This window comes from Bacteroidetes Order II. bacterium (genome assembly GCA_016788705.1).
GTDB lineage: Bacteria > Bacteroidota > Rhodothermia > Rhodothermales > UBA2364 > UBA2364.
Map to the genome: position 1 here is coordinate 16,561 of JAEUSQ010000053.1, position 20,624 is coordinate 37,184.

At 47.0% G+C, this 20,624-nt stretch carries 19 protein-coding genes; 11 read left to right on the forward strand and 8 right to left on the reverse strand.

The features are described 5' to 3' along the window. The first annotated feature begins 88 nt into the window (after positions 1–88). On the forward strand, positions 89–1,027 hold the full coding sequence (locus JNN12_13680) for a hypothetical protein (GenBank protein ID MBL7979385.1): 939 nt from the start codon (positions 89–91) through the stop codon (positions 1,025–1,027). 18 nt (positions 1,028–1,045) lie between these two features. After that, positions 1,046–1,612: a GNAT family N-acetyltransferase gene (locus JNN12_13685; GenBank protein ID MBL7979386.1), complete on the forward strand. Its 567-nt coding sequence runs from the start codon at positions 1,046–1,048 to the stop codon at positions 1,610–1,612. Here the strand turns inward: JNN12_13685 and JNN12_13690 are convergent. Both JNN12_13690 and JNN12_13695 read right to left on the reverse strand, forming a co-directional pair. Next, positions 1,602–2,129, reverse strand: coding sequence for a DinB family protein (locus tag JNN12_13690; protein ID MBL7979387.1), 528 nt, complete (start codon positions 2,127–2,129; stop codon positions 1,602–1,604). The two genes, JNN12_13685 and JNN12_13690, sit on opposite strands and share 11 nt — an antisense overlap. A gap of 43 nt (positions 2,130–2,172) precedes the next feature. Further along, positions 2,173–3,516, reverse strand: coding sequence for an NAD(P)/FAD-dependent oxidoreductase (locus JNN12_13695; protein MBL7979388.1), 1,344 nt, complete (start codon positions 3,514–3,516; stop codon positions 2,173–2,175). Positions 3,517–3,868: 352 nt separating this feature from the next. On the opposite strand from JNN12_13695, the gene aspS reads away from it, so the two are divergent. After that, complete coding sequence (gene aspS, locus JNN12_13700) at positions 3,869–5,701, forward strand: aspartate--tRNA ligase (GenBank protein MBL7979389.1); 1,833 nt, start codon at positions 3,869–3,871, stop codon at positions 5,699–5,701. A gap of 169 nt (positions 5,702–5,870) precedes the next feature. Then, on the forward strand, positions 5,871–8,078 hold the full coding sequence (katG, locus tag JNN12_13705) for a catalase/peroxidase HPI (protein ID MBL7979390.1): 2,208 nt from the start codon (positions 5,871–5,873) through the stop codon (positions 8,076–8,078). Between the two features lie 74 nt (positions 8,079–8,152). On the opposite strand, the gene JNN12_13710 is transcribed toward katG, so the two are convergent. Next, a complete protein-coding gene (locus tag JNN12_13710; protein MBL7979391.1) occupies positions 8,153–8,506 on the reverse strand; it encodes a helix-turn-helix transcriptional regulator in 354 nt (117 codons plus the stop codon). Positions 8,507–8,749: 243 nt separating this feature from the next. On the opposite strand from JNN12_13710, the gene JNN12_13715 reads away from it, so the two are divergent. The 7 genes from JNN12_13715 to JNN12_13745 all read left to right on the forward strand — a co-directional run bounded on the left by JNN12_13715 (position 8,750) and on the right by JNN12_13745 (position 16,354). After that, complete coding sequence (locus tag JNN12_13715) at positions 8,750–9,676, forward strand: NAD(P)-dependent alcohol dehydrogenase (protein ID MBL7979392.1); 927 nt, start codon at positions 8,750–8,752, stop codon at positions 9,674–9,676. Then, positions 9,673–10,296: a phosphatase PAP2 family protein gene (locus tag JNN12_13720; protein ID MBL7979393.1), complete on the forward strand. Its 624-nt coding sequence runs from the start codon at positions 9,673–9,675 to the stop codon at positions 10,294–10,296. Before JNN12_13715 ends, JNN12_13720 begins: the two co-directional genes overlap by 4 nt. A 259-nt stretch (positions 10,297–10,555) precedes the next feature. Continuing rightward, entirely contained in the window at positions 10,556–12,097 is a 1,542-nt protein-coding gene (gene hutH / locus JNN12_13725) for a histidine ammonia-lyase (GenBank protein ID MBL7979394.1), read from the forward strand. Next, on the forward strand, positions 12,069–13,751 hold the full coding sequence (locus JNN12_13730) for a urocanate hydratase (protein MBL7979395.1): 1,683 nt from the start codon (positions 12,069–12,071) through the stop codon (positions 13,749–13,751). Before hutH ends, JNN12_13730 begins: the two co-directional genes overlap by 29 nt. A gap of 14 nt (positions 13,752–13,765) precedes the next feature. Beyond that, complete coding sequence (gene hutI / locus JNN12_13735; protein ID MBL7979396.1) at positions 13,766–15,007, forward strand: imidazolonepropionase; 1,242 nt, start codon at positions 13,766–13,768, stop codon at positions 15,005–15,007. 2 nt (positions 15,008–15,009) lie between these two features. After that, positions 15,010–15,972 carry a formimidoylglutamase gene (hutG, locus tag JNN12_13740; GenBank protein ID MBL7979397.1) on the forward strand — a complete coding sequence of 321 codons (963 nt, stop codon included), beginning with the start codon at positions 15,010–15,012 and terminating at the stop codon, positions 15,970–15,972. A 4-nt stretch (positions 15,973–15,976) separates the two neighbouring features. After that, positions 15,977–16,354 carry a RidA family protein gene (locus tag JNN12_13745; GenBank protein ID MBL7979398.1) on the forward strand — a complete coding sequence of 126 codons (378 nt, stop codon included), beginning with the start codon at positions 15,977–15,979 and terminating at the stop codon, positions 16,352–16,354. 3 nt (positions 16,355–16,357) lie between these two features. On the opposite strand, the gene JNN12_13750 is transcribed toward JNN12_13745, so the two are convergent. The 5 genes from JNN12_13750 to JNN12_13770 form a co-directional block, all read right to left on the reverse strand. Beyond that, positions 16,358–16,966 carry a DUF2911 domain-containing protein gene (locus JNN12_13750; GenBank protein ID MBL7979399.1) on the reverse strand — a complete coding sequence of 203 codons (609 nt, stop codon included), beginning with the start codon at positions 16,964–16,966 and terminating at the stop codon, positions 16,358–16,360. Between the two features lie 211 nt (positions 16,967–17,177). Continuing rightward, positions 17,178–18,176: an AAA family ATPase gene (locus JNN12_13755; GenBank protein MBL7979400.1), complete on the reverse strand. Its 999-nt coding sequence runs from the start codon at positions 18,174–18,176 to the stop codon at positions 17,178–17,180. Then, positions 18,134–18,763, reverse strand: coding sequence for a nicotinamide mononucleotide transporter (locus JNN12_13760; protein ID MBL7979401.1), 630 nt, complete (start codon positions 18,761–18,763; stop codon positions 18,134–18,136). Before JNN12_13760 ends, JNN12_13755 begins: the two co-directional genes overlap by 43 nt. An 8-nt stretch (positions 18,764–18,771) precedes the next feature. Then, positions 18,772–19,293 carry a GDYXXLXY domain-containing protein gene (locus JNN12_13765; protein MBL7979402.1) on the reverse strand — a complete coding sequence of 174 codons (522 nt, stop codon included), beginning with the start codon at positions 19,291–19,293 and terminating at the stop codon, positions 18,772–18,774. After that, entirely contained in the window at positions 19,290–20,609 is a 1,320-nt protein-coding gene (locus JNN12_13770; protein ID MBL7979403.1) for a DUF2157 domain-containing protein, read from the reverse strand. The genes JNN12_13765 and JNN12_13770 overlap by 4 nt, the downstream gene beginning before the upstream one ends. Positions 20,610–20,624 lie beyond the last annotated feature (15 nt).

Sequence of the window (20,624 nt, forward strand, 5' to 3'; positions counted from 1 at the left end):
TCATCATTTCCCCCACATTCTTATAGGGGTTATTGCATTATCTTGCAGTTCCCTGCCCACAGATCATCACATACCATACATCATACCGATGAAAAAAGTTATTATCGTTTGGCTTTTTTGGGCAATGATAAGCGGCTGTTCACCCACATCCGATCCCGATTTACTGCCCGTTAGCCTAAACAAGTCCGATCAAGAACGTTTATTATTGTTTTATCTTGGTGGGTATGCCGCCCCCGAAGGCCAAGATCCAATTAAAGCCGGGATTCTGGTGAAAGACGGAACGGCCTTCTTTATCCGGAAGTCAGCCCTTAAAGCCGTTTCTCCTGAGGCAGCCGCCCAACTGCCAGCGGATAAAATGGACTGGAACGGCCTAAAATCTTGGGTTGCGGCCACCTATAACCGCGCCAGAAATATGCCTGTGTCACTTTCATTATTTTTACAGCAAGATTCGTATAAACAAGGCTTTAGACTATCTGTTTCGGGGGTCATGACCACTGCCATACGAGATGTCTATGTGCCTGAATCTGCGATCCGAACAGCACTCACTTCGTACAAAGAAAATGGTGAAAAAATTTTGTATCCTGTGGGAACTACCTTTGTTGGCGAACACCGCGAAGACGGAAAGTGGGTAGAAACCACGGTAATGAAAAAGCGCCAAGATGGCTTTTGGGATTATTGGGTATATGATCAAGCGGGCAAGTTGGCAGAACAAACACTGGCCAAACCACAAACTTTAAAATCGCCCGTGCAATGTGTGGGTTGTCATTTTGGTTCTCGACAATTCGAACCCCACAAAAGTTTTCCCAATGCCGCCCCTTTAGGGCCTAATGGCACCAAGCGGGAGGTTTATCTAAATGGTAAAAAGATTCCAGTAGCTTTGGTAACCCATTTTAGGGAACATGCCAAACGCAGCGATACCATCTTAGGCCCCTATGCCACCCTCTTTGTATCCGAGCTATTGGAAAAACGGCAAACTGGAACTGCGTCAGAAGAGGATATATCTTTGATTAATTCTTTGGGCTTTTAGATTTTTATCCATTACAACATGACCCATTTTCAGGCCCCTATTCGTCCCGCACGGATGGACGAAGTACACATACTTAATGACTTAATTGCACATTCTACCCGCATTTTACAGGCCCCTTATTATACCGATCGGCAGTTGGAAGGTGCTATCGGAACGGTATTTGGTGCAGATTCTCAGCTGATTCTGGATGGAACTTATTACGTGGTTGAAAATGAAGGGCTTGTCGTTGCCTGTGGTGGGTGGTCTGGCCGAAAAACATTGTTCGGGAGCGACCATGCAACCCACCGCGAAGACGGGGAATGGATGGATCCACAAACCGAAGCTGCTCGGATCCGTGCCTTTTTTGTTCATCCAGCTTGGGCGCGGATGGGAATAGGCGGGCAATTATTGGCGTGGTGCGAACTAAAGGCATTTGAGGCGGGATTCCGCAGGTTTTCCCTCGGGGCCACTTTGGCGGGCGTTCCGTTATATGCACGGCACGGTTATCACGAGACCAACAACATTCGTGTACCCTTGCCCAATGGAGAGAAGCTTCCGGTGGTTTTGATGGAAAAAAACCTTATACACAAAACCCTTACGCCTTAAGCCGCTTTCGGATTTGCAACTCATGACGGTTCAGATGGATCAAGAAAAAGTCCAGCATCTGCACCAAAGATATATCTCCGGCAATCGGATGCCGAAAACAAGTAGAAGTCACCACTTCGTCGGGAAGTCCCCCCAACCACGTTTGAAGGTCTCTTCGCTGGACAAACCATTCCTCCCGAACATGATCCCATTGCAAATTCGGCGGAATTTTCGCGACCGGACCAGGGGCATTGATCTGTACAGGCAAGAGGTTGCCAATCCGAAGTTTCCACATACCGATGGTAGATTTAAGGCTTGCCTGAGACGCCTTTTTACCAGAAGAAAGAAACCGCTGAACCAAAACCTGAGACATTCTTTCAGACAAATAGAGGTGATACACTACCTCTATCGGCGACCATACATCAGGGGAAGGCTTCACCACTCTTGCCGCCTCCGGGAAGGTTTCTGCGTGATTTAGCAGGACGCATGTCGCATTTTCCAAGGTATTTAGTTTTTCTGTAAGTTGTGCTTGAATCATGATTGATAACCAAAGAACGTATTAATTAATTCCCCAAAAAACTTTATTTGGGTCTATAGAACGGCCAAAAAGTTCGTTTGGGAATGGAAGGCATGGTCCATGGTTTTCCAGTGGCAGCCTTATAGACCTCTCTCACTTCCGTTCCAAAAGTATCAAAAAATTCAGGATCAAAAAAGGCCATCTTCAGATTTGTCAGCACCTCCTTGATGGGTGTTTTTCGTCTGATCCATTCTTGGCAGGCTTGTTGTCTAAACCGTATCCCCATCACCAAAAAACCAATAACGGATCCTGTTGTGGCATTGTATCGGATGCGGATAGACTTGTGGTCGTGCGGATGTTGCCAGAAAACTTCCTGAACCCCGGCTGGAACATCAGGCGTTACATCGCCATATACCTGATATTCCATATCAAAAAACTTAGCCGAGTTAAAGAATACCCCTTTTTGATACATCGCTTTTCCTCCGCCTAGCACCTTTCCCAATACTTCTCCGTGCATCTTTCCGGTGTACCAAAGTTGTTCAAGGGGGCGTTGTCCGGGTAACGGATTTTGAAATTCCGCACAATCTCCAACCGCAAAAATATTGGGGAAATTAGTCTGAAAATGGGCATCCACCAACACGCCACGACGGGTGTTGACACCACTTCCGTTCAACCAATCAATATTCGGGGTAACGCCAATGCTGATGCACGCCAATTGGGTGGGTATTTCTTGACCTGTGGTGGTTTCAACCTTAGATACACGACCATTCCTGTCTGCATGAAATGCCTTAACCGCCGTATTCAATTGGAGGCAAATTCCATTGCGGCGGATTTCTTGGTGTACCAATTCAGATTCTTCGGGCGGTAGAATCCGTTCCATATACCGGCCCTCACGAACCAAAAAAGTAACGTGAAGCCCTCTGGTGTGCAGCATTTCCGCCAATTCGATCCCAATTAATCCCCCCCCAATTACCGTTGTATTACGGATATTCTGGGTATTTTCCTCCAACAGCGCCAAATCGTTCATCCCATAGAATCCTTGTATGCCAGAAAGGGTTTCGCCAGGCCAATTTGCCATCAGCGGTTTAGAACCGGAGGCGATAACCAGTTGGTCAAAGACAAAACTACGGCCATCTGCCAGAAGAAGCTTGCGGTCTTCTGGACGAAGAGACACCACATCGCCTTTGACAAGGGAGATTCGGTTTTTTTTCCAGAATCCATCTTCATAAGGCTTGGTATCATTAAATTGAAGATGGCCCATATACAGATACATCAAAGCCGTTCTTGCATAAAAATAATCCGTCTCGTTGCCAATAACGGTGATTTTGATTTCAGGATTTTGCTTCCGAATATACCGAGCGGTCGTAATACCGGAAATTCCATTGCCAATAATAAAAATGTGCTTCATTAGGAGAAGGTTTTCGGGGTATGAACATAAAGTACGATGGTTTTGCAATCGTTTTGTTACGGGCCTTAAAAAATCGGGCGATCTAAATACACCACCTCAAGGTCTATTGTCCGAATTTGGGGCATTTTGCGGCTCCTCTATACACCAGATTGAGCCTACCTCGCATTGTAGAATGATTCTTTTTACAATCTTGATTGCCACGACGATGGGTAAAAACTATATTTTTGGAATTACACCCTAAAACCGAAGGCCGGAAACGGGCCTTTTTTTATGGGAATAGTTTTTAAAAAGCGCTTTCTGACATTGGCGATAGCGATTTGGTGCAAAACAACCTTTTATATCCTGTATAAACATGACACATTTCGGAAAAGACACCCATGGTGAACGGTCGCATACTTGTGGCAGTTTAACCCTCGTCGAAGTAGGGAAAACCGTAACCCTCAAAGGCTGGGTGGATACACGCCGCGATTTGGGAGGCGTTATTTTTATTGACCTTAGAGACCGATTTGGCTTGACGCAAGTCGTCTTTTCCCCACAAGACAACCAAACCGCTCATGCCGCCGCAGAAGCGCTCCGTAGCGAGTTTGTGATTTCAGTTCAGGGCGTGGTACAGGAGCGAGATGCCGAAAATGTAAATCCGAAACTCCCCACCGGACAAATTGAGATCCGGGTACATGACTTGATTATCCTGAATGCTTCCGATCCGGTACCGTTTTCTCTCTCGGCACACGAGGAAAAGTCTGGGAAAGTCAATGAAGAACTACGTCTGCGGTATCGTTATTTGGACATGCGGCGCCTTGGACTACAACAAAACCTTATCCTTCGACACAAATTATACCAAATTACCCGCCGTCACTTTTCAGAAAATGATTTTATAGAAGTGGAAACGCCCGTCCTGATGAAATCCACGCCAGAGGGCGCGCGCGATTATTTGGTGCCAAGCCGAGTACATCCCGGGCAATTTTTTGCGCTCCCACAATCTCCACAAACCTACAAGCAAATTCTAATGGTGGCCGGGATGGACCGCTATTTCCAGATTACGAAGTGTTTCCGTGACGAAGACCTGCGTGCAGACCGACAGCCCGAATTTACGCAAATAGACGTTGAAATGACTTTTGCTACCGAATCGGCGGTTCAACAGATCATCGAAGGGCTGATGGTGAAGGTTTGGCAGGAACTAAAAGGCGTTACCCTGCAAACGCCCTTCCGAAGAATGACCTACGATGCGGCAATCCGAACTTATGGGGTTGATAAACCGGATTTACGCTTTGGCTTACCGCTATTTGATCTAAGTACGGCCTTTGCGGGTTCTCCTTTCCGGATTTTTAATCAGGTTTTAGAAAACAAAGGGGCCATTGTTGGGATTTTGGTTCCCGGTGAAAGCGAGCGTGGCCGTGCGTGGTTGGATAAAATGGACAAAGACGTGGCCCGTAAGAAATTGGGCGCTGCCGGACTGATCTACTTCAAGTGGCAACAAGACGATACCATTTATTCTTCTATTAAAGCCGAGGTGCTGCCTGCTGAATTTGTTAAAAAAGGCTTAGAAACCATTGGTGCTCAAAAAGGAGACTTGGTCTTTATTTTGGCAGGCCCACAGCCCAAGGTCTTTGAGCAAATGGGCGGGCTACGCTTGGCCTTGGCGAACGAATTGAACCTCATCCCCGACGGTGAAGCATGGGAATTCCTTTGGGTAACCGATTTTCCCCTCGTGGAGCGCGATCCCAACAGTACCGAAGATCGTTGGTATGCCATGCACCACCCGTTTACATCACCCAACCCAGACGACCTACCACTCATGAAAACCGATCCCGACAAGGTGCGGGCGCGGGCCTATGACATCGTGCTGAATGGATTCGAGATCGGAGGCGGCTCTATCCGGATTCATAACCGAGAAGTACAACAACAAATGTTTGAATTATTGGGTATTGACGCCGAAGAAGCCCAAGCCCGTTTTGGATTTTTATTAGATGCCTTCCGCTTTGGAGCCCCTCCGCATGGCGGTGTTGCACTCGGCTTAGACCGTATGGTGATGCTGCTCACGGGTTCACCCTCCTTGCGTGATGTGATCGCTTTTCCCAAAACAGCATCCGCCCAAGAATTAATGGTACAGTCTCCCGACTCGGTGGACAATCACCAATTGGAGGAGTTGCACATTCGTGTGGTGATGCCAGAGCCGAAAAAATGATCCATAAAAACAAATAAATCTATAACAGGTCTTTACATATGTATAGACCTTTATTTTTACTCTAAAACATATTTACTACATCTTTAAAAGCCCATATGTATAAGTTGAATAGAAAGCGTTTTCCGTAAATTACAACCTGTATCCAATAACCATTTTTTAAACATTGACTATGGAAAATCTTTCTCCGGAAACCGGAAAGTGTCCGGTTGTACACCACACACCTAAAGTCCGCATGTCGGGAACCAGCAACCGTGACTGGTGGCCCAATCAATTAAAACTGAACATCTTGCGTCAGCATACGACTGCTTCCAACCCAATGGATCCCGACTTTGACTACGCAGAAGCGTTCAAAAGCTTAGACTTGGCAGCCGTTAAACAAGATATTTTTGTATTAATGACAGACTCACAAGACTGGTGGCCTGCCGACTACGGGCATTATGGCCCCTTCTTTATACGCATGGCTTGGCATAGCGCTGGGACATATCGCGTGGGCGATGGGCGTGGTGGTGCAGGTTCTGGGACGCAACGCTTTGCCCCGTTAAATAGCTGGCCCGACAATGCCAACTTAGACAAAGCCCGCATGTTGCTTTGGCCTATTAAACAAAAGTATGGAAACAAACTCTCATGGGCAGACCTCATGATTTTGGCAGGAAACTGTGCCCTTGAGTCTATGGGATTCAAAACATTCGGTTTTGCAGGTGGACGCGAAGATGTTTGGGAGCCCGAAGAAGATATTTATTGGGGTGCAGAAACAGAATGGCTCGGCGATAAACGATATTCGGGAGATCGTGACCTCGAAAACCCGCTCGGAGCTGTTCAGATGGGTCTGATTTATGTAAATCCTGAAGGACCAAACGGCAATCCAGACCCTGTTGCTGCTGCACGAGACATTCGTGAAACCTTTGCACGTATGGCCATGGACGATGAAGAAACCGTGGCACTCATTGCAGGTGGTCATACCTTTGGCAAAACCCACGGTGCGGCAGATCCGGGAAAATATGTAGGACGTGAACCCGCCGGGGCCAATATCGAAGATCAAAGCCTTGGCTGGATCAATAGCTACGGAAAAGGACATGCCGAAGACACCATCACAAGTGGCTTGGAAGGGGCTTGGACCACCACCCCAACCCGCTGGAGCAATAACTTTTTCTGGAATTTGTTCGGCTACGAGTGGGAATTAACCAAAAGCCCCGCTGGAGCGCACCAATGGATCCCCAAGCATGGACAAGGAGCCGCTACCGTTCCGGACGCCCACCTTGCAGACAAACGCCATGCACCAATTATGCTCACCACCGACCTCTCCTTGCGGTTCGATCCGGAATACGAGAAAATATCGCGTCGGTTTTTTGAACATCCAGACGAATTTGCGGATGCTTTTGCCCGTGCATGGTTTAAACTTACCCACCGAGATATGGGGCCTAAGTCCCGTTACCTCGGCCCGGAAGTACCCGCCGAAGACCTCGTGTGGCAAGATCCAATTCCAGCCGTAAACCATCCGATCATTACGGATGCCGATATTACCGGGCTTAAATCACAGCTTTTGACTTCGGGCCTTTCTGTCTCGGAATTGGTCGCAACGGCATGGGCTTCGGCTTCCACTTTCCGAGGATCTGACAAACGTGGTGGCGCGAATGGCGCAAGAATCTGTCTGGAGCCACAAAAATCATGGGAGGTCAATAATCCTGCACAATTAGAAAAAGTCCTGGGCGTGCTCGGCGGGATCCAAGCCGCGTTTAACCAAACTCAAACAGACGGTAAACAAGTTTCTTTGGCCGATCTCATCGTTTTAGGAGGCTGCGCAGCCATCGAAAAAGCCGCTACTGATGCAGGATTTGCGGTTTCAGTTCCCTTTACTCCGGGTCGGGCCGACGCCTCGCAAGACCAAACCGATGTGGTATCTTTTGCCGTAATGGAACCCAACGCAGATGCCTTCCGCAATTTCGCCAAAACCGCCTTTGCATCGGTTACAGAAGAATTGATGGTGGACAAAGCCCAGTTACTCACCCTTACAGCCCCGGAAATGACGGTTTTGTTGGGCGGTTTACGCGCCATCAACATCAATACCGATGGATCACAAAAGGGTGTTCTAACCCAACGACCCGGCGTTCTATCTAATGATTTCTTTGTAAATCTTTTGGATATTCGGACGATTTGGAAACCCACCAATGCCGAAAACACGGCTTTTATAGGCCATGACCGCGCCACAGGTGAAACCAAGTGGACAGCTACCCGCGCCGATCTGGTCTTTGGCTCTAATACCGAACTTCGTGCATTGGTGGAAGTCTATGCCAGTGCCGATGGACAAGCCAAATTTGTACGGGACTTTGTCTCCGCGTGGAACAAAGTCATGAACTTAGATCGGTTCCACTTGGCATAATCTACTTTCTGAGAAGGCAATTTTAAGGTGATCTCGCCGAGGTCACCTTTTTTTGTTTTGGAAATACATTCCTCTTATCCCAACTCGGATATTTTGGAAGTTTTCTTCGCCATATCTGCCAGCCCCCATTCACTCATCGCATTAATCAGCGGGAACAGGGTTTCACCATAATCGGTGATGGCGTACTCGACCCGTGGTGGTACTTCGGCATAAATCTTCCGGCTAATCAGCCCATCTTCTTCTAATTCCCGCAGCTGTTGCACCAGCATTTGTTTACTGATCGCAGGAATGGCCTTCTGAAGCATTCCAAACCGGTTGCACCCTCGCGGAATCAGATACAATACAATCGGTTTCCATTTCCCACCGATCAGGTTCAGACAATGAGTTACGGGGCACTGATTGGGGTTAAAGTCTTTGTTTTTTCTCATTCGGATTTCGTTCGTTTAGCGGTTGCATCTTTTGAAAAAACGGCCTCCCATTGATACAAGCCCTTGAAATGGATTTCTCTTGCTTTGTGTGGCCACAACGTCTAAAACATTCATTTTCTATTGTATTTTTCAATAGCCTATTTTTATTTACTACATATAAAATTACAGACTATATAAAATGACAAGACCAATATACGTAATTTAAATAAACGCTTCACCTTCTTTATTATCTTGCAATCCCCTATGAAAGCAATCCAATACAACGCCTATGGCGGTGTTGAACAAATGCACTTGACCGATCGGGTCTTACCCTCGCTGAAAGCAGCAGAACTCTTGGTAGAGGTTCATGCCGCCTCGGTCAATCCGGTTGACCTCAAAATCCGGCGAGGCGAGATGAAACTTTTTACAGGCACTAAGTTTCCTCGTGGGATGGGTAGTGACTTCGCTGGCACCGTCACCCAATCCAATTCTCCACGATTTAAAGCAGGTGATGCAGTATTTGGTTTTGTTCCCTTCAAAGATGCACAAACCTTTGCAGAACAAGCTATTGTTTCTACGGAACTTACTTACCTCAAACCCGAACATTTATCTTTCGAGGAAGCGGCGTGTTTGCCAATGGCGGGTACTGCGGCTTTGCGGGCATTATTGGAAAAAGGAGCCTTACAATCCGGAAACCGCGTTTTGGTTATTGGATGCACAGGCGGTGTGGGTATGATGGCCGTCCAAATTGCCAAGGCAAACAATGCCAACGTGACAGGTACTTGCAGCGCATCTAATTTGGCGTTGGCCAAATCACTCGGCGCAGACGAGGTATTAGACTACAAAAAAACCAGCCTTTCGGACTTTTCCGGACCTTACGATATTGTGTTTGATACAGTCGGAATCTTCACATTCGGACAAATAAAACCGCTTCTCACCCAAAAAGGTATTTTTTTGGAACTTAATCCCAAACCATTCAATTTGCTTTTCCAATTGTTTAATAGCCGCTTAAAGCCCCTTATCACCCAAGTACGTCAAGAAGACTTGGCCGCCTTGGCAAAGTTGGCTTCCGAACACCATCTTCGTCCGGTTATTGGACAAACGGTATCGCTTGGTCAAGCTATCCAAACCCTTGCCGATTTCGAACAAGGGAAACGGGTAGTTGGCAAAACTGTTATCCAGATACCATGAAGCACCCTTTTTATCTACTTGTCTTCGCGGTCTTCTTGGCTGTACTCTGCCTTTTCAGTGGCCTTGATTGGATCTGGGCAAAATGGAGTGAACAATGGATGTGGCTGCAATATATTGCGATTCCCTCAGTATTTATTGGGATATTAATGCCCGTAGTGCTTCCTATCTGGCTTTTTCTACGAGGAAAAAAGCATGTGATGGATGCCTTTCGTGCAAAAGCAGCACTCTATGCTTTTATCGCCACATGGGGCATTTCCACTTTTATGAAAGCCTTCACCAACCGCATTCCCCGCGAACCCTTCGAGGCATTGGGCGAAGTGGATTTTAGTGCCCAGTTTCGGTTTGGTTTTTTACAAGGAGCCAATTTATGGGAAAGCTTAGTTGAGGGTTTCCCATCAGGCCATGCCATGACTGCTTTTGCGATGTCATTTGCCCTACTCCCTTTTATCCGGCGACGAGAACTCCGGTTATTGGTTGTTTGGTATGCCCTATATATTGGATGGGGGGTTACGATGACGGTTCACTGGCTTTCGGATGCTCTCGCAGGCGGAATAATTGGTATTGCCATCGGGCAAGAGGTTGGAAGGCGCATAAAAAATGCCATATCAAAATCTTTGTAATGGGCACCTTGTATTGTATTGTCCTTCAAAATAAAGGTTATGGTTAGGTCTTTTAAATGGCGAATTACCCGTTTCGCTTTGCATTCCCGGTTTTGTTGCTTACCCATCATCGCATCCAAGTTTGGCAAAGAAGTGGAGGCCATATCAAGCAATCGTGCCTATTGTTTAGATTGTCTGTTCCGTTTTTTTGTCGGCAATAAATATTGTATCTTGCTGAAAGCGGTTCCATGAGCCGGCCCTGCAACCTTTGACCACGGATATGTTTTCATTTGGAAAAGACCACCTTGGTGTCGGTTTTGTTCTTGATTTATTAAAAAAGCCAGATTTAGGCATTCTTTCAGAAGCCGTCATTCATAAAATCTCTCAAAATGCGGCCTATGTCTCCAAAATGGCCTCTGGAGAAACCCCCGTCTATGGAATCAATACAGGATTTGGCCCCCTTTGTGATACCTTGATTTCTCCGGCACAAACTGCAGAACTTCAACACAATTTACTAATTAGTCATAGTGTGGGTGTGGGTGATCCCATTTCCGAAACGATGGCCCGCACCATGCTTATCTGCAAAGTTCATGCCTTGGCACGTGGCTTTTCCGGCATACAGCCCCAAACCATTGCCTTCCTTCTCACGATGCTTCGAGAAGGCATCACGCCAGTTGTTCCTGAAAAAGGTTCCGTGGGAGCATCTGGCGATCTGGCGCCATTGGCCCATCTTTTCTTACCTCTTCTGGGTTTTGGAGAGGTTTTTTTTCAGGGAAATCGTCAACCTGCTCGTCGGGTTTTGGAAAAACTGGGCCTTTCTCCGATTCAATTGGGACCTAAAGAAGGGTTGGCATTGATTAATGGTACCCAATTTATGCTTGCCCATGCTGTACATGGCGTAGCGCGGCTACATCATCACCTCGAATGGGCGGATGTCATAGGCGCGCTTTCCATCGAGGCACTAATGGGTTCCGTAAAACCATTCGAAGCGCGGCTGCATGACCTTCGCCCTTTTCGGGGCAGTCAGTTGGTGGCCCAGCGCCTTAGGAAGTTAATCAATGGTTCCGAAGTATTGGCTTCTCATGCCGAATGTGGCCGCGTCCAAGATCCCTATTCCTTACGTTGTATCCCTCAGGTACATGGTGCCTCCAGAAACGCTTGGCTCCACCTGAAGGAAGTGACCGAGATCGAACTCAATGCCGTTACGGATAACCCCATCGTTTTAGGGATGGAAGAGGCCCTCAGTGGTGGTAATTTCCATGGACAACCGATTGCCCTCCCATTAGATTATGCAACATTGGCTGCAGCAGAATTAGGCAACATCGCCGATAGGCGATGCTATTTAATGCTTGAAGGGCGGTATGGCCTACCCAGACTTTTACTTCATGACACGGGATTAAATTCTGGTTTTATGATCCCACAATACACCACAGCTGCTTTGGTGAGTGAAAACAAATCCTTGTGTTTCCCAGCCTCTGCCGATAGTATCCCTACCTCGCTTGGCCAAGAAGACCACGTTTCGATGGGTTCTATTAGTGGGCGCAAGCTACACATGGTTCTCGATAATTTGGCATACATTCAGGCGATAGAATTACTCTATGCCACTCAAGCCATTGCTTTTAGGCGGCCTTTAAAATCAAGCCCCATTATCGAAGAAATCATTGGACTGGTGCGTGAAAAAGTGGATTTTGCTACCCAAGACAAAGTGTTATCTGCAGACATCCATGCTTTGCACCAACTCATTCTTTCCGACACCCTCACCCAAACATTAGCCTCCCATGAAGAACTCAACGATGGATTCGACTCTTTCGGACTTTATTAAGACATATGCTGCGCATCCAGTTTATCGCGCGCCAATGGGACGCCAATTACACGCAAAGTCATGGCAGACGGAAGCTCCCTTGCGTATGTTATTAAACAACTTAGATGCAGCCGTTGCTGAAAACCCGGAAGAGCTTGTTGTTTACGGCGGCATCGGACAAGCAGCCCGTGACCGTCCGGCTCTCGAAAAAATCATTGCCTTACTTTTGGAATTAGACGAAAACCACTCCCTTTTAATCCAATCTGGCAAGCCCGTTGGAATCGTCCGCACACACCCTGAAGCCCCCCGTGTACTCATTGCAAACAGCAATTTGGTTCCGCATTGGGCCAATTGGAAACATTTTAATGAACTACGCGAAAGGGGGTTGATGATGTATGGTCAAATGACCGCCGGAAGCTGGATCTACATCGGTTCGCAAGGCATTCTTCAAGGAACTTACGAAACCTTCATGGAATGTGGCCGACAACATTTTGGTGGCAATTTACGTGGAAAACTTTTGGTTTCAGGTGGCTTGGGTGGGATGGGCGGCGCACAACCCTTGGCCGCCACAATGGCTGGTGCTACCTTTCTGGGCGTAGATATAGACCCCACTCGTATCCAAAAACGTTTGGAAACACACTATATAGACCGCATGACCGATTCTTTTAGCGAGGCCATGCTTTGGATTCAAACCGCCATGAGCAAGAAGGAAAACCTCTCGGTGGGGTTGGTAGGCGATATTGGCGATGTACTGGAAAAACTGTTGGAAGCGGGCATTACACCCGATATTCTTACCGACCAAACATCCGCCCACGACCCCTTAAATGGTTATGTACCGTATGGATTAACACCAGAAGAAGCCCTTAAATTACGAAAGAGTGATCCAGTCCTCTATCAGGAGCGTGCATTAAGAAGCATGGCCCGTCATGTCGGTTTCATGCTACAGCACCAAGCAAACGGCGCCGTTGTCTTTGACTATGGCAACAATTTACGGGAATTTGCGCGTCAGGGTGGCGAACCCAATGCCTTTAATTTTCCAGGATTTACCCCTGCTTACATCCGCCCACTTTTTTGTGAAGGAAAAGGCCCATTTCGGTGGGTGGCGCTTTCTGGTGACCCGGAAGACATCTTCACCACCGATCGTGCCTTATTAGCACTTTTCCCCGAAAACACGGGCCTCGCCACTTGGATTCGAGGGGCGCAGGAAAAAGTGGCTTTCCAAGGGCTTCCTGCACGTATCTGCTGGCTTGGAATGGGTGAACGAGAACAGGCGGGTTTGCTTTTTAATGAACTGGTGCGTTCTGGGAAAGTGAAAGCACCGATTGTCATTGGTCGAGATCATTTAGATTGTGGCTCCGTGGCCTCTCCGAACCGAGAAACAGAAGCCATGAAAGACGGAACTGACGCCGTTTCCGACTGGGCCTTGCTCAATCTAATGTCCAATACTGCGGGAGGCGCTACTTGGGTTTCCTTTCACCACGGCGGCGGGGTAGGTATGGGTTTTTCGCAGCACGCGGGCATGGTTGTGGTGGCCGACGGAACGGATCGGGCAGCGGCCTGTATTCGTAGGGTGTTGCACAACGATCCAGCCTTAGGTGTTTTTCGCCATGCAGATGCCGGATATGACAAGGCGCAAGAATGGGCGAAACGGTTTGACTTAGATATGTGGGGTTAAAAAAAGGTGATGACATGAACCAGTCCGTACTCATTGGCCCTTTTACCCAAATTCTTCCTTTGGATGATTTGCCACTTAAAGGCGCCTTGACCGATGATCGGTTACGCAGTATTAAGGCGGGTGGAATTTTGGTTGAGGCAGGCAAAGTCAAGGCCATTGGCCGATTTGATAATTTGCATAGGCAATTTCCACACGCTTCCATTCAGGAGATCACACAAGAAGCCGTGGTACTTCCCGGTTTTGTAGATGCGCACACCCATGCGTGTTTTGCAGGCAGCCGCGCCCTAGATTTTGCTGCCCGAAATGCCGGGAAAAGTTATTTGGAAATTGCCGAAAGCGGCGGTGGCATCTGGCGAACCGTTGGTGCAACCCGTGAGGCCAGCGAAGCCGAACTTGCCACCAAAACATTGCATCACACCGATGTTTTTTTGCGTCAAGGAGTCACCACCATCGAAGTTAAAAGCGGGTATGGTTTATCGGTTAACGCAGAATTAAACATGATGCGGGCCATCCAGCGTGCTGCACAAGAAAGTACCGCAACCATCATTCCCACTTGCCTTGCAGCGCATATGCTGCCTCGCGACTTTGCAGGGGACCACCAAAGCTATTTGGCCTATATTGAACACGAACTCTGGCCCGTCATCCTAAAAGAAAATCTAAGTAAGCGTATAGATATTTTTATTGAACGTTCGGCATTTCCTTCCCAAGTTGGCCTTCTTTACTTACAAAAAGCACGAGAGGCCGGGTTTTCGGTCTGTGTTCATGCAGACCAGTTCACCACAGGCGGTTCAACGGTTGCAGTAAAAGTGGGCGCTGCGTCAGCAGATCACCTCGAAGCCAGTGGACCAACAGAAATCAAACAAATAGCAGCCTCCAAGACCGTTGCCATTGCCTTGCCAGGTGCTTCGATGGGCCTCGGAGAACCCTTTGCCCCTGCACGGGCCCTATTGGATGCAGGTGCTACCGTTGCCATTGCCAGTGACTTCAATCCGGGATCGGCTCCAATGGGCCATTTGTTGTTACAAGCCTCCGTTTTGGCCACCTACCAGAAGCTCAGTACCGCCGAGGTCTTTGCTGGTTTAACATTTCGTGCCGCTAAAGCATTGGAGTTGTCTGATACAGGATCATTGCAAGTGGGCTATGTGGGTGACTTTCAGGCCTATCCTACAAATGATTACCGCGAAATCTTGTATTCTCAAGGGAGAATAGCACCTTTTTACGTTTGGAAGCACGGTAAAGCCTATAAAATTAGATAATTATGTACCAAAATCCAGATCTCGCCCATTGGCAGGGTCGAATAGATGGAGAAACGCCCGAATATTGGCGGTGGCATCAGGCCATAAAAATACGCTCTTTATCAGACATAGGACCAGCCCCTCCAGAAAAAGCCGTGGCACTCTTGGGCTTTGCTTGCGACGAAGGGGTTCGGCGGAACCAAGGTAGAACAGGAGCCTCTTTGGGCCCAGTTTCTTTGCGAAATGCCTGTAGAAACCTCCCTTGGCACTTTCCCGACTTTGTGACGGTAACGGATGTCGGAGATATCGTCTGCGTGGGAACGCAATTAGAAGAGGCCCAATCACATCTTAGCGCAGCTATTCATCAACTTCAGACCAATCAATATTTTACCGTGGTCATGGGTGGAGGACACGAAGTGTTGTATGGCCATTATAAAGGCTTGCGCCAAGCCTTCCCCGACGCAAGGATCGGCATTATTAACTTTGACGCACATTTTGATTTACGGGCCGTTGAACCAAGCACAGGCCCTACATCAGGAACAGGATTCTGGCAAATTGCCCAAGAAGAACCCCTTTATTATTTAGCACTTGGCATACAAAGAAACGGTAATACTGCCGCCCTTTTTGAGCAAGCCCGCACGCTGAATGTAACCGTTATCCAAGCAGACGATTTTCACACGGACTACCGAGAAGGGATACGGAAAACCATACATACCTTTATGTCAACTGTGGATATACTATACCTCACGATTTGCTTAGACGTTTTTGCGACGGCATTTGCACCCGGTGTCAGTGCACCAACCGCCATGGGCCTACATCCTGATGCGATGTTAAGAGAGGTTCTTAGGCCCATCATTTACTCATCAAAACTGGTTTCGATAGACATTGCGGAATTAAACCCAACCTACGACCAAGACGACCGTACAGCCAAATTGGCGGCACACTTAATCTCCGACACCATTTTCGCCCAAACACTTAATACATAATCCCTTGCATACCATATTTACCCCACTCGCTCCTACACCTGCTGGTCATTACAGCCAAGCCATCGTCCATGAAAGATTGGTTTATGTGGCTGGCCAATTACCCATTGTCCCTGGCCAAACCCATGTTGTTGGTAGCATCGAAGACCAAACCAGACAAGTACTACACAATGTTTCGATGGTTTTAGAAGCCGCAGGCAGCAGCCTGAACCATCTCCTTAAAGTGACCATTTATGTTTCGGATATGGCACTTTGGGGCCGCGTAAATGCCATTTACAGCGAAGTTTTGGGAGACCACAAGCCAGCCCGTGCCGTCGTACCCGTAAACCCTCTACATCATGGCTTTCAAATCGAAATAGACGCAATTGCAGCCCTTCTTTCGTGAAGGTTATCGTGTACTTTCGATGCGGAAAGGCAACCTCATGGTTTCCCAAGACAATGCAGCAACTGCACTATTCTCCGTCAATTGATCAAAGGAGAAAGTCATCCATTCTACCAAAGAAATTTGCTCTGGCTTAATATTCAGACGAAGGGCGTCATCATTTTTATTATAATTAAAAGCACCCCATTGGTCGGACTTGCGGTTGAAAATCAAGGTCCATTCTTCTTCTGTGGGGATCACAAATAACGCATATATCCCTTTTTTGAGCAATTGACCATTCACCAGTACATCATCTGGCGTAGAAAAAACGGTAGATTCATTGGCCCCCGTCCGCCAGACTTCACCATAGGCTTCTAATCCTCCAAATATTTTTCGGCCTTTTACCCCCGGACGCCCATAGGAAATGGTGATAACCGTTTTGCCCACATTTTGTGCAATCATGGCATTCGGGCTCATCCGGGCGTCGCTATTGTCCCGTAGAGGTATTTTTGCGGTTTCGCCAGCACTGGCTTTGCTTTCCGGCTCAGAAGGCGTCGGAGAATCAGTAGAACTGGTACAAGCCGAAAGGAGGGCAAAATATATTCCACAAATGGTTAGTGTTATATAGGGTTTCATAACGGAGGATTATGGGTGAGGAAATCGGGAGTGAATAAAATGCGTCAATTTTTGTCCAAATGCAAATAAAGGATAATTTATGGCACAAAATTTAGGAATCCATTGCATAAAAAATAAGTAAGCACAAATAAAGGCTTTTTCCGTCTTATCCATGTCCTCAACAAATGCTCTAATGGCCTTGGCCTCAAAGTTTTTTGCTGGTCTTATTCTATTAAACACAGATCAAGGCATCAATCAATGGCTTTATTTGTTGTATTCGGTCTTCGATTCTGCCTGAAATGACCATATAAGGCATGTTCAATTCACTTAGGGTCTCTCGAAAAACCGCCTGCAATGCTGCCCTTACCGCAGGCCCATCGCGTTGGATGCCATCCGCTTCCCAAGGAATATCGTTGTCTGCCAATAAAACGAGGTCATAACGGTGCTGTTCAGCCAATTCCCAAAGGGACGCATCGTTCAAGTCAAAGTAATAACGGGCATAAATAGCAGTTGTTAAAGGAGTTGTATCACAAAAAAGCACCCGATTGGCCTTGCCCGCTGCTTGGTCTTCCTGTTCAATTTGTTTTTGGGCGATGTGTAACATTTCTTCTGGCCTGGGCAAGCGTTGGTATTCATCCACAAAAATACGTCCGTATTCAGGAACCCATACGGTCTGATATTCCTCTGCCAGTCGTTTGGCTAACGTGGTTTTTCCGGTACTTTCGGCTCCAAGAATAGCCACCCGAAGCACATATAACTTTTTGACAGGTTCTGGCAAAAAAGGCCAATGTTTAAAAGGATTTTCCCGAATTTCCGATCCAGAAATTGGAAATGCCTCACGCTTTTGGTCTATACAAATATGCACAGCATTTAGACACGCAGCCAACGGTGTTCCATACGCCTCGGAAGTAAAAACGACATCTGGGCCATCCGGAACCAATGCCCGTATGCTATTGGTCCAAATCGTCCAAAATTCTGCATGTTCATGCGGATATGAAGGGTTCTCAGCAGTATGGTGCAACACCTCTACCCCAGGACACAAGGCCTTCATCCATTCATATCGAAGCGCACCAAGAATCGGTTCTGAAGTCAAGGTACATACTAGAACAGTAAGCCGTTCCACCTGATCTTGTGCTGATTTAATCAGGTATAAATGCCCTTCATGTGGTGGCAAAAACTTTCCAATAATTAAGCCGTGACGGAAGCGGGGCTTATCATTGACTTTTTCCATTCTCGAAGCCCAAGGATACACAGCGCAATAAAAAGGCCATACAAAAGTGCGGTCAGATACAATTCTTTAACGATGAACAAGGTTACGTATATCACATCTGCCATAATCCATAGATGCCAATTTTCGTATATTTTACGGGCGAGCATCATCTGAGCCACAACACTCATCATGGTGGGTAATGCATCAAAGTAGGGCACATTGGTTTGCGGAATTCCTGGCCAGATATCATGAATATGCGCAAAAAAATACCCCATAGAAAGCCATCCAATGCCGATAAATGCAGTTGCCAGCGCCCATAGTTTTGGCGTGGCACGCGAGACCTGTAAAATGCTTTTATGTTCACCGCCATATAGCCACTCGTACCACCCATAAAGGGAAGAGCCAAGGAATATAAATTGCAGACAAAAATCGCCATACAACTGAAAATTAAAAAACAATAACATCGAAAAGACGATGCCTACCATTCCAATGGGCCATGCCCAAACATTTTCCTTGGTGTTCAGATAGACACAAACCAGATTAAAGACAAAGGCAATAAACTCGAACCATGTCAATGGGTAATTCCAGATTTCAACCAGTGTCTGCATAATAAGACTTAGAATTCATAAGTTTTATTACCAACCACCATGCGTTTCACAGCGGCATGTCCATCTGATGTAACGGCGACAATCATGCGGGTTTGTTCCCGTTTTTTCTGGACTTCCTGTTCAATTTCTAAACGGCGGGCTTCAGGAATAAAATATGCCTCGATGCCATAGCGAATGCTTCCATCACGATACGTTCCGACGAATTGGCGCTCATTGGAACTCAGGTTTTCTTGCTTCGTCTTGGCAAAACGTGAAAGCCGAAAAGCCCCCACAGAGTCCCGTTTCACGACCGCCCAAACTGTCTGACCATCCTCAAACTTTAATTTATCCCACTGCGTTAAGTCTGGACGGGAAATATCGTAATTCAAAATTACGTAATACCCACTCCACATGTCATACGGGTCTATGGGAGCCAGTGGTAACGAAATTTCTTCCCCGACAGCCCGTGTCATCAAGGTTCGTGCTGGAACCAGTGCCAAGATGAGCACTTGAAGGGCGATCATAACCAAAAATGGAAGATACTTTTTCATGTGGTGGCCTCCTTTGTTTGTTTGGCCTTCAGGTGTTTTTCAAATCGGAATGTTACTATAATCAGGCTAATACCGAGTAAAATAAATACGACGGCCTTTAATGTGAGGTCTTCGGTGTATTCAAAAAACCGACTCCCAATAATAATAAATAAATAAAGCAAACCAATCCAGAATGAACCTCTTCGTAATCCAATATATCCGATGTAGAGCATTCCCCCTCCAAGGGCAAGCGATGCCGCATTGTTAATAATCAAAAACAGCATATAATTTTCCGGGGTCATCGCTCTGAGGTACAAGAGGGCTACCGCCACTGCCAAACCAATTAATCCCATTAGGCTCAACTGGACGGCTTTTTGGTGTTCGGTACCCGCTTCTTTTCGGTAGAAAGGCCAAGCCGTTAACGGTAAAAGAAGGGCCAAAGCCGACAATCCATAGGTTAATGTTTTTTTACTTTCAGTCAATTCTTTCGCCAACTCCTGAAATCCGAACAGGTAAAAAAACATCAGCAAGGGGATTACAGCCAAAACCACCCCCGCATAACGATAACCAGCTATTTTTTGCCATGCTCCCAAAACCAAACCCACTATTAAGACCACCTGTAAGGCAATTAAGAAGACAGACATTCCATCGGTAAAAGATGGATTCATATGTAAAATAGCAAGCACGACATAAGCGATCCAAGCAATGGCGAGCAAGGTAAAAAAGGCTACCGATTTATCCCAAACCACCAAGGGCAAGAACAACATCGGAATCCCCAACAACATCCAATGCGCCAACGATTCGTGGTCTTCATATAAGCCGACTCCATAGACAAAGGCACAAATTAGGGCAAATACCCCGTTTGGGATGCTCCGAAAGGCATAAACAGCAGCCAATGCACCAACAGCCGACGCACCAAAACCATTATACCAATTACCCCGAATATGGAAAATTTGTGCAATCAGACCAATATTCGCGGCAAAAATCAGGGTTCCTAACAAGATAAGCGCATGACCTAAGCGTGGTGCATTGCCTTTTATTTTCCAGAAATAATAGCCCAACCCATGAGCGGTAAACATGGCCGCAAAAAGCAATACCAATTTAAAAGCTGCCGGGATGGCTTCCCAATTGGCAGCCACAAAAGTAATAACCCCCATGCCCACAATGAGCGCCCCCATGGCATACACCGACATCAGAAAACGGTTAGTTCCGTCATCTTTTATTTCAGAGAGTTGATAGCGGGATTGTATTTTTTCGGCGATTTCCGGCGGAAACCAGCCTTCTTCCTGCCATTTTTGCATTTCCTGCGCCAACCAGCGCTTTTGAGGGACAGACATAAATCAAGAGGTATG